This window comes from Streptomyces sp. 8L, from assembly GCF_020176795.1.
GTDB lineage: Bacteria > Actinomycetota > Actinomycetes > Streptomycetales > Streptomycetaceae > Streptomyces.
This window is the reverse complement of record NZ_JAIUKE010000458.1, coordinates 1-9,585: the sequence shown is the minus strand read 5'-3', so window position 1 is coordinate 9,585 and position 9,585 is coordinate 1. Positions and strand designations below refer to the sequence as shown.

Below are 9,585 nucleotides of genomic sequence, written 5' to 3'. Positions count from 1 at the left end.
GTGGCGGGCTCGGTGGCAGGCGGCTCGGTGGTGGCGGCGTCGGCCGCCGCGAGGGCCCTGCCTGCGGTTTCCGCGCCGGGCACGGCGGCGGACAGGGAGTCGGCGTCCCCGTCGTCGCTCGTTCGCACGGGCGCGGACCCGGCTTCCCGGGTGGCGGAGGTTCCGGGATTCCCCGGATCGTCCGGTGGGGCGTTTTCGGTGTCGTGGGCGGAGTGCGGTGCGGGGGCGGAGTCTGCTCCGGGTCCCGTACTCAAAGTGCGTTCGCCTCCTCGGTGACGCGATGGTGCGGTGCCGCCGTCAGCGGCGGCGGGGTGCTCGGGCAGCACGCGGGTGGCTCACGTGCTTCACGCGGCGCGGCTGCCGGATGATCCGCCGCTCGCGGGCCTGGGACGGCGTCACAGGTCGGCGAGCTTCTCCAGGACCGGGGCGGCCGCGCGCAGCTTCGCCCACTCGTCCTCGTCCAGGCCCTCGGCGAGAGAGGCCAGCCAGACGTTCCGCTTGCGGCGGCTCTCTTCGAGCATCGCCTCGGCCTGCTCGGTCTGCCTGACCACCTTCTGCCGGCGGTCGTCGGGGTGCGGCTCCAGCCTGACAAGCCCCTTGGCTTCCAGCAACGCCACGATTCTGGTCATCGACGGCGGCTGGACGTGTTCCTTGCGGGCCAGTTCGCCGGGTGTGGCGGAGCCGCACCGGCGCAGCGTTCCCAGGACCGACATCTCGGTGGGGCTCAGCGACTCGTCCACACGCTGGTGCTTCAGGCGCCGCCCCAGCCGCATGACGGCGGAGCGCAGGGAGTTCACGGCGGCGTCGTCCTCGGCGCCGTGGGACAGGACAGGCATGTATTTAGAGTAACTCATTACTCAACCTAAGTACCACCAGTGCGCACCGGCCCCAGGGTGGCATCGCACACATAATTCACTCGTACGAGTGGTGCTGTTCCGAAAAGTCCTCCGAAGGTCCGTACCGGGCCCTGAGGCTTGCCGACATGGCATCGACAGTGCTCAGCCTGCGGATCGACGGTGAGCTGCTCGACCGGATCAGGCACCATGCGGCCAGACGGGGGATGAGCGTGCAGGACTACGTGGTCAGAACGCTCGTGCGGGACGACTTCGACGAGCGCTTCAAGACGGCGGTCGACGAGACGGAGAGGTTCTACCGAAGCTCGACCGGTTGACCCGGCAGGACGCCAGGACAGAGCGGGCGGGCCCGGCGGCCTGGCCGGAAAAAGCGCACCGCCCGCCGGAGAGGAGCGTCTCCGGCGGGCAGCTGTGCGGCGCGCGCGGCGGCGGGGGCCACGTGCCCGGGGCCACGTGCTCGGGACCGCCTGCCCGCGACCTGTCGCGAGCCCGCGTACGCGTGGGCGCACGGCCCCTCGCGCGTACCGCGGGCGGGCGCCCGCCCGCGGGTCAGGCCAGGCCGAACGCCGGCATCAGGTAGTAGAAGAGGAACACCGCCGACACCACGTACATCGGGATCGGCACCTCCTTGCCGCGTCCCAGCGCCAGGCGCAGCACGGTGAAGGAGATGAAGCCGATGCCGATGCCGTTCGTGATCGAATACGTGAACGGCATCATCACCATCGCCAGGAACGCGGGGATGCCGATGGAGTAGTCGCTCCAGTCGATGTCCCTGATCGAACCGGCCAGGATCATGAAGCCGACCGCGACCAGCGCGGGGGTCGCCGCCTGGGACGGCACCATCGTGGCGAGCGGCGTGAGGAAGAGCGACGCCGCGAACAGCACGCCGGTGACGATCGACGCGAGGCCCGTGCGCGCGCCCTCACCGACGCCCGCCGTCGACTCCACGAAGCAGGTGCCGGCCGACGAGGAGCTGGCGCCGCCCGCCGCGACGCCGATGCCGTCGATGAACAGGACCTTGTTGATACCGGGAATGCGGCCCTGCGCATCGGTCAGGCCCGCCTTGTCACCGACGCCGAGCACCGTGCCCATGGCGTCGAAGAACGACGACAGCAGGACGGTGAAGACGAAGAGGATGCCGGTCAGGATGCCGACCTTGTGGAAGCCGCCGAACAGGCTGATGTGGCCGATCAGCCCGAAGTCGGGCGAGGAGACCGGGTTGCCCGGCCACTTCGGGGAGGTCAGGCCCCAGGACGGCACCTTCGCGACGAGGTTGATGACGATCGCGAGGACCGTCATCGCGATGATCGAGATCAGGATCGCGCCCGGCACCTTCCGCACCAGCAGCGCCAGCGTCAGCATCGCGCCCAGCGCGAAGATCAGCACGGGCCAGCCGTCGAGGTGGCCGGTGGCGCCGAGCTGGAGCGGCACGGTGGTGTCGGCCACGTCGGGGATGCGGGAGACGAAACCGGAGTCGACCAGGCCGATCAGCATGATGAAGAGGCCGATGCCGATCGCGATGCCCTTGCGGAGTCCGCCGGGCACGGCGTTCATCACGCGCTCCCGCAGTCCCGTCGCCACCAGCAGCATCACGACGAGACCGGCGAGCACGACCATGCCCATCGCGTCCGGCCAGCTCATCCGGGGTGCGAGCTGGAGCGCGACGACCGTGTTGACGCCGAGGCCCGCGGCGAGCGCGATCGGCACGTTGCCGAAGACGCCCATCAGCAGTGTGGTGAACGCGGCCGTGAGGACGGTCGCCGTGACGAGCTGCCCGCTGTCGAGGTGGTGCCCGTACATGTCCTTCGCGCTGCCCAGGATGATCGGGTTGAGCACGATGATGTAGGCCATCGCGAAGAAGGTGGCGAAGCCGCCCCTGATCTCGCGGGCGATCGAGGAGCCGCGCTCCGTGATCTTGAAGTAGCGGTCGAACCCGTTGTGCGGGTCCGCGGGAGGCCGACCGGCGGGGTCGGCCGGAGCGGTGGCCGGGGAGGGCATGCGTGGAGACCTCAGACGTCATCGAGTGCGGAACGGCGGGCTGTGCGTAAACGTGCGTAATCGGTGCAAAAACGGTGCGTAATCGGTCGGACGCGCTGCTCTTTGGATGTTTGAACGAGCAGATTAGGTCAACGATCAACCGGAAACCGTTTCAGTATGAATAAAAGTAGGTGAAGATCACCATCTCCGCGCGTAGACCCCGTGGGGCCACGGGCGGACCACCGCCTCCCGCCGTCCCCCCGGGCCGCCGGGCACGGCCTCCGAGGGCTTGTACATGTCTACGAACGGACCCCGCCGGGGACCCCCGCACCCCCCGCATAGACTGGCCGGTATGACCGGTCCCACGGCGACGCCGCAGCGCGAGGCCCCCGCGCCCCTCGAAGGGCCGATCGTCGCCACCGTCACGGGCGGCACGATCATCTGGTTCGTGATGTTCCTCGGCCAGCTCCCGTTCTACGGCTGGTTCAGCGACCACGGCCACGCCTGGTGGATCTGGACCTGCCTGACCGGCGCGGGCCTCGGCTGCTTCGGCATCTGGTACGTGCGGGCACGGGACGCCGCGATCAAGCGCGCGGCCTCAGCCCCGCAGGCGGACCCCGAGGCGGGCCCCGGCACCGACTGACGCACGGGCCGCCGGGGCCGGCCCGCCCGGCCCCGGTCCCGGAGCCCGGAGCCCGGGCGGTTCACGCGTCGAACCAGCGGTCCCGTTCCAGTTCCGCCGTGCGCGTCGGGTCCTCGAGCAGCGCCGCCACCTCGAAGCGGCGCGGCCACTGCCCCGCCGCCCAGGCGAGGGCTGCCGCGACGCCCTCCAGGGTCGACGCGTGCAGTACACCGTCGGGCGTGCGGCGCCAGTCGACCTCGGTGTCGCCGTCCGGGCCCCGTACGACGAGTTCCCCGTGTTCGACGTACGTGTGCGGAGCCGCAGGGCCGAGCAGGACGCGGACCGGCTCGGGGACGTCGTGCTCCTCGCCCTCGGTGGTCACCCCGGCGAGGCCCGCCCCGGCGAGGGACTCACCGAGGCCGCGCACCTGGAGGAGCTCCGCCAGGTCGGCCGCGCGCGACGGGGACACCGGCAGCAGCGCGGCGCCCGCCGCGAGCGGCAGCAGGTCGGGGGCGTCCGCGACGACCGCGTCCGCAGCGTGGACGACGCGCACCTCGCCGTCCACCACCGCCCGCAACTCGTCGGGCAGCGTGACCTGTTCCGGGTCGAGACCGGCCAGCGCCGTGTACAGGGCGCGCAGCTGGGCGGGGCGCACGGGACGCTCCGGGTCGGCGAGGCGGCCCAACAGCTCGGCCGCGCCGCCCGGTTCGTCCAGCAGCGCGGCGACGGTCGTACGGACGCCGAGGGCGCGCAGCACCTGCGCGTCGTCGAAGCCGCTCGCGTCGACGGAGTCGTACAGGCCCTCAAGGAGCGGGTCGCCGCCGGCCGACCGCAGGCCCGCCGGGCGGCGGCCGTCGAGCACGGGATGGTCGCGCAGCCACCAGGCCGTGTACGGGCGGACCGTGCGGGCCGTGCCGTCCGGCATCAGCACCCGCACCCGCTCGGTCAGCGCGTCCCGCAGCGGCGGGGCGGCCAGCATCGCCAGCGCCCGGGGCCACGCGTCGTCGTCCACCAGGTCCAGGTCCCGTACGGCGACGATCTCCGTGGCGACCGGCGGCACCGGCGATTCGGGCAGCCGGTCCAGGACGTCCTCGCACCACACGTCGACCGCGTCGAGCAGGCCCGCGTCGTCGGGCTCCGCGAAGTCGCCGCTGCGCGGCTCCAGTTCGTCAGGGTCGAGCACGACATCGGTGGCCCGTACGAGCGCGAAGGCCGCGAGCACCCCGCAGGCGGCGAGCGGCAGCTCGCCCCAGCGGTCCGCGAGATCACCGTCCACGAGGGCGAGTTCGTCCTCCCGCATCACCTCGGCGAAGTCGCTGCCCGGCAGCACCAGCTCACCGGCGGGCGAGAGTTCGCCGTCCTCGTCGGGCAGCGCGAGCGCGCCGAGCCACGGCTCGTCGCCGGGTTCGAGACGTGCGTCCCGTACGAGGCGCAGCACGGTCTCCGCCAGCTCCTCGGGCCCGGGCGCCGCACCGTCGTCGTCGTTCTCGTACCACACCTCCTCCGCGTCGAGCGACGCGGCGACCGCCGCCCGCACCTGGGGGGTCGTCAGCACCGCACGGGGCGTGGCGGGCAGCGCTCCCAGCTTCTCCAGCAGCGGGTGCGCGGCGTCGGGGTGCGCGACCTTCAGGCCGAGCCTGCCGAGGGCGGCGGGCGGTTCGGTGTCCGGCAGCGGAAGCAGCACCTGGCGCGGGCCGATGGTGGTACGGCCGGACGCCAGCGGCACCGGAAGGCCGGACAGCCGGTCCGGGTCGACGCCCGCGAGGGACTCGTACAGCCGGTGCCACCAGGCGGGGGTGCGCGTGGCGCCCGCGATCCGCTCGATCGCGTCGCCGAGCGGCAGCCTGCCGACGCCGAGCGTGCGCAGTTCCGCGCGCCGCTCGTACCCGCCGGGCAGCAGCGTCGGCAGCACCTCCGCGAGCACCCGTACGGTGTCGGCGCCCGCGCCCTCGACCACCTCGGCCTCGAAGGGCCGCAGCGCCCGCAGTTCCTCCGTAGGGACGGCGGGCGCGAGGAACGCGACGCGCGGCAGCCGCTGGAGGATCGCCGCGCGCAACTGCCCGTCCAGCTCGCCCTTGCCGAGCGGCCCCGGCACGAGATCGATGGTGCCGGGGGTGACGGGGTCCCAGGAGCCGAGGAGTTCGGCGTAGGCGTCGGCGGCCTCGGCGAGGAGGAAGTCGGTGAGCGGTCCGGGCGCGGGATGGCGGCGGGTCGGGTCGAGCGGGAACGACGCGATGAGCAGCGCGGGCACGCCGAGTGGCTCGTCGGTGGGCGTCGGCGCGTGCACGACGGGCGCGGTCTCCGGGCGCGCGGGGGCGCCGTCCTCGCCGTCCGCCACCGGGACGGCCCAGGTCACCGACCAGTGCGGGCGCAGGCGTTCCTCGGTGGGCCGGTCGGCGAGCAGCCGCGGTTCGACCGCTCCGTGCCGCCGTACGACCCGCCAGGTGCGGGTGTCGGCGCCGTCCTGGACGCGGACGAACGGGCCGTCCTCGACGCGGCGCAGCACCCGCTCGCCGGAGGCGTCGCCCGGGCCTGCGGCCCCTTCGACGACGATCTCGTCCAGTCCCGTGAGGGTGAGCAGCAGGGAGTCGTCGATACCGGCGAGCAGGCGCCGTACGAGGTCGAGGGCGGTGCCGTCGCGCAGGGGCAGGATCACGGCCGTGTCGTAGCCGACGGGTGCCGCGCCCTCGGCGGGCAGCGGCAGCCGCAGCAGCGGCACATGGCCGTCGCGGCGGCGGATCTCGTCCGCGAGCGGCGTGCCCGCATCCTGCGCCGGGTCCCCGGCGGCCGCCCGAGCGAGGGCCTGCGCGTCGGTCAGCGACCACCGGACCCCGCCCGTGCGGCTGACGACCGCGGGCTCGTCGCTGACGGCCAGCACGGCGGCGAAGCCGACGCCGAAACGGCCCACGACGGTGTCAGCGCCGCCGGCGGACTCCTCGCGCTTCGCCGAGGCACGCAGCGTCGAGAGCGACTCGACGCCCGCGGCGTCGAGCGGCGCGCCGGTGTTGGCGGCGACCAGGACGGCCCCGGACCCGGAGCCCGGTCCTTCGCCCCCGCTGCCGGTGCCGCCGTCGGTGCGCAGGGTGAGCCGGAGCCGGCCCGGCACCCCCGCCCTGGACGCCGCGTCGGCCGCGTTCTGCGCCAGCTCGACCACGAGGCGGTCCCGGTAGCCGCCGAGGGCCAGGTCCTCCTCGGCGTTGGCGTCCTCACGGAACCTGGCGGGGCTCGCCGCCCAGGCGTCGAGCACCCCGCGCCGCAGCCGCGCGGTTCCGAACGGGTCGGTCCCTTCGCCTGTCCTGACGCTCACGTTGTGACTCCGCTCTGTAAGTCTCTGCCGGTCTCTGGGATGTCTCTGCCGGTCTCTGCGGTGCTGCCGGTCTCCGCGATGTCTCCGCGGTGCTGCCGGTGTGCGGGCCGAAGGTACCGCCCTCTACCCCGCGACCACACGTCGCACTCCCCGCCCGGGAGTTCCGGCTCCCCGCGGGCGTACGGGGCTGAGGCGCCCGGCACCGGGGACGCGGGGTGTGCCTCGTACGGGCGCCGACGCGGAGCCGCCCGTGCGCGCACGACGGAACACGGAGTAGACGACGGGGAACGAGCCGGGCTTCCCGGCGGCGCGGAAGGCTCCCGGGCAGCACGGCGGCCCGCAGCGCCACGGGAAGGGCGCGACCGCCCGGCTTCACCGCCGGAGCGTCAGCACCCCCGATGGGCGGTGCGGACCGCGGACCTGCTGCCCCCGGGCCCCGGGGGGCGCGGCGGCGCGGACGACTCGGCCGGAGACCGGCCGTGCCTCAGGTGTGGCCCGGGTCCTCCGAGCCGTCCGGCCCGTCCGAGGACGGCTCCGGGCCCTCCTCCTGGGAGGGGCGCAGCGGGAAGCTGTCCGGGGCGACCGTGTCCAGCACCGGCGCCGCCGGCACGGGCGGCTTCGGCATGACCGCGGCCTCCGAGTGGCCGCCGCAGCCGTACGCGAGGGACACCACGCGGCCGTCCGCGGGGGAGAACTCGTTGGCGCAGATGCCGAACGCCTGCCGCAGCGATCCGCCGAGCGGCACCAGGAAGCCGCACGACACGCACGGCGCGGGAGCGGCCTGCGCCATCGGCGTCTTCGGGCCGAACTCCTCGTCCCACCGGTCGGCCGCGACATGCAGCCCGTACCGGGACAGCACGCGCGGCCTGCCCATGCCGAGCTCCTCCGCGACCGAGGCGATCCGGGCCCGTGCGGGCACCGCGGACGGCAGGTCGGGGGTGTTCAGCTCGGCGTCCTCGGCCTCGACCAGGTCGGCGACCGCGCCCGACGCCAGCCCCGCGGGCAGCGAGGCGGCGTCGGTCCTGGCGGCCCCGGCCGCCTCGCGCGCCTCCTGGAGCGCCTGCCCGCCGAGGCCCGCCGCCTCGTCCTCCTCGGCCTCGCGGACCGCGACCGCGTCCACCGCGTTCGGCGGCTCCTCGTCCTCGCCCGTGTAGCCGGGTTCGAGGCGCAGGTCGTCGGCCTCGGTCGGCAGCAGGTCGCCCGGGCCCATGTCGCCGGGCCGCAGCCGCTCGCTCCACGGCACCCACTGCGGCGCGAGCAGCGCGTCGGGGCCCGGCTGCAGAACCGTCTCGTCCAGGGTGACGGCCTTCGCGCGGGAGGCGCGGGCCACGGTCACCGCCCAGCGCCAGCCCCGGTAGCCGAAGTCCTCGCACTCGAAGAGATGCGTGACGACCCGGTCGCCGTCGGCCACCACCGAGACGTGCTCGCCCACGATTCCGGGCGCGGCCACCTCCTGGGCGGCGGACCGCGCGAGGTCTACCGCCTCTGCGCACAGGCGGTCGGGGGTACGGCTTCGCGTCGTCGCAGCACTCACAGGTCTCGCTTCTCTCCTACGCCGTAGCAGCACGGGTGCGCCGGCCGTGAGCGGTGTACGGGCCGAAGGCGGAGCGGACCAGGGGGCCGCATCGACGTCGTCGCCCGACCGGCTTCCCGGGCGCACCTCAACGTTGTCCACATCCATTCTGCGGGATGACGAAGAGGCGCGCGGTCGCGAGCAACCGCCGGTGGCGCGCTACGCACGCTACCTCGTTCGTCGCCCCCGGCCCACCTGCACGCCGCCATTCCCATACTTCGGGCCCTGTCGCAACACAGCCGTGACCCGCGAGCCGTCGCGGCGGCGCTCCCGCGGCGCTCCCGGCCGGCCGCCGGGCGCGCCGTCCTGCGCGGCCCCGCCGACCGCCTGCCGGAGGCGGGCACGCATATGAACACATTTGCGATGCGAATCGGGCAACATCGTTCGCCGCGCTGTCACGTACCAGATCGGTTCGCTCACCGGGGACGTGGGGCACTATGACGGAGTGGCAGCCGTGAGGTCGTCCGATGCGTCCCGCCCGCTCCGCAGGACGGCGCGGGCGGTCGGCCGTGCCCTCCACTTCCCGGTCACCGGCCCGGCCAAGGGCGTCAGGAAGTTCACCCACGCCCATGGGGCGGGCGAGTCGGGACTCGGCAAGCTGATCGAACTCCACGCGGTGAACGGCGCGGGCGACGTCATGATCACCGTGGCGCTCGCGTCCACCGTCTTCTTCTCCGTGCCGACCGACGAGGCGCGCGGCCGGGTCGCCCTCTACCTCGGCATCACGATGGCGCCGTTCACTCTCCTGGCCCCCGTGATCGGCCCCATTCTCGACCGCCTCCCGCACGGCCGCCGCGCGGCGATGGCGATCGCGATGCTCGCCCGCGCCGTCCTCTCGATCGCGATGTCGGGAGCGGTCGCGACGGGCGGCATCGAGCTGTACCCGGCGGCGCTCGGCTGCCTCGTCGCGTCGAAGGCGTACGGGGTGGTCCGCAGCGCCGTCGTGCCCCGGCTGCTGCCACCACGGTTCCCGCTGGTGAAGGCCAACTCGCGGGTGACGCTGGCGGGACTGCTCGCCACCGGTGTCGCCGCCCCGCTGGGCGCCGGGCTGCACCAGGTGGGCGCGCAGTGGCCGCTGTACGGGGCGTGCGTGATCTTCCTCGGCGGTACGTACCTGGCGTTCTCGATGCCCTCGAAGGTCGATTCCGCCAAGGGCGAGCGCACGGCCCACCTCGTGGAGTACGGCGTGCCGGAGCGGGCCGAGCACGGCGCGCCCGCCGGCACCGCACGGCCGGACGGGACGGGTGGGACG

The 9,585-nt window shown here is 74.0% G+C and carries 6 protein-coding genes and 1 pseudogene; 3 read left to right on the top strand and 4 right to left on the bottom strand.

What is annotated here, in order from left to right; all coding sequences use genetic code 11:
• Positions 1–395: 395 nt before the first annotated feature.
• Positions 396–836 carry a MarR family winged helix-turn-helix transcriptional regulator gene (locus tag LCE31_RS30960; protein ID WP_225020227.1) on the bottom strand — a complete coding sequence of 147 codons (441 nt, stop codon included), beginning with the start codon at positions 834–836 and terminating at the stop codon, positions 396–398.
• A gap of 146 nt (positions 837–982) precedes the next feature.
• Here LCE31_RS30960 and LCE31_RS30955 point away from each other — a divergent pair, with 146 nt between their 5' ends.
• Positions 983–1,171: a BrnA antitoxin family protein gene (locus LCE31_RS30955; RefSeq protein ID WP_225020225.1), complete on the top strand. Its 189-nt coding sequence runs from the start codon at positions 983–985 to the stop codon at positions 1,169–1,171.
• Positions 1,172–1,403: 232 nt separating this feature from the next.
• On the opposite strand, the gene LCE31_RS30950 is transcribed toward LCE31_RS30955, so the two are convergent.
• Entirely contained in the window at positions 1,404–2,852 is a 1,449-nt protein-coding gene (locus tag LCE31_RS30950; protein ID WP_225020223.1) for an NCS2 family permease, read from the bottom strand.
• Between the two features lie 331 nt (positions 2,853–3,183).
• On the opposite strand from LCE31_RS30950, the gene LCE31_RS30945 reads away from it, so the two are divergent.
• Positions 3,184–3,474 (top strand): DUF2530 domain-containing protein, encoded by a 291-nt coding sequence (locus LCE31_RS30945; protein ID WP_225020221.1) that lies wholly within the window; start codon positions 3,184–3,186, stop codon positions 3,472–3,474.
• Positions 3,475–3,535: 61 nt separating this feature from the next.
• Here the strand turns inward: LCE31_RS30945 and LCE31_RS30940 are convergent, their stop codons facing one another.
• Both LCE31_RS30940 and LCE31_RS30935 read right to left on the bottom strand, forming a co-directional pair.
• On the bottom strand, positions 3,536–6,760 hold the full coding sequence (locus tag LCE31_RS30940) for a sacsin N-terminal ATP-binding-like domain-containing protein (RefSeq protein WP_225020219.1): 3,225 nt from the start codon (positions 6,758–6,760) through the stop codon (positions 3,536–3,538).
• Positions 6,761–7,244: 484 nt separating this feature from the next.
• Positions 7,245–8,294 (bottom strand): DUF3027 domain-containing protein, encoded by a 1,050-nt coding sequence (locus tag LCE31_RS30935; RefSeq protein ID WP_225020217.1) that lies wholly within the window; start codon positions 8,292–8,294, stop codon positions 7,245–7,247.
• Positions 8,295–8,778: 484 nt separating this feature from the next.
• On the opposite strand from LCE31_RS30935, the pseudogene LCE31_RS30930 reads away from it, so the two are divergent.
• Positions 8,779–9,585: pseudogene (locus LCE31_RS30930) on the top strand (MFS transporter); the annotation flags it as partial.

What these genes read in the sequence shown, in the direction of transcription:
- LCE31_RS30960 (WP_225020227.1), bottom strand. Translation starts at nt 836, where the DNA reads ATGCCTGTCCTGTCCCACGGCGCCGAGGACGACGCCGCCGTGAACTCC.
- LCE31_RS30955 (WP_225020225.1), top strand. Translation starts at nt 983, where the DNA reads ATGGCATCGACAGTGCTCAGCCTGCGGATCGACGGTGAGCTGCTCGAC.
- LCE31_RS30950 (WP_225020223.1), bottom strand. Translation starts at nt 2,852, where the DNA reads ATGCCCTCCCCGGCCACCGCTCCGGCCGACCCCGCCGGTCGGCCTCCC.
- LCE31_RS30945 (WP_225020221.1), top strand. Translation starts at nt 3,184, where the DNA reads ATGACCGGTCCCACGGCGACGCCGCAGCGCGAGGCCCCCGCGCCCCTC.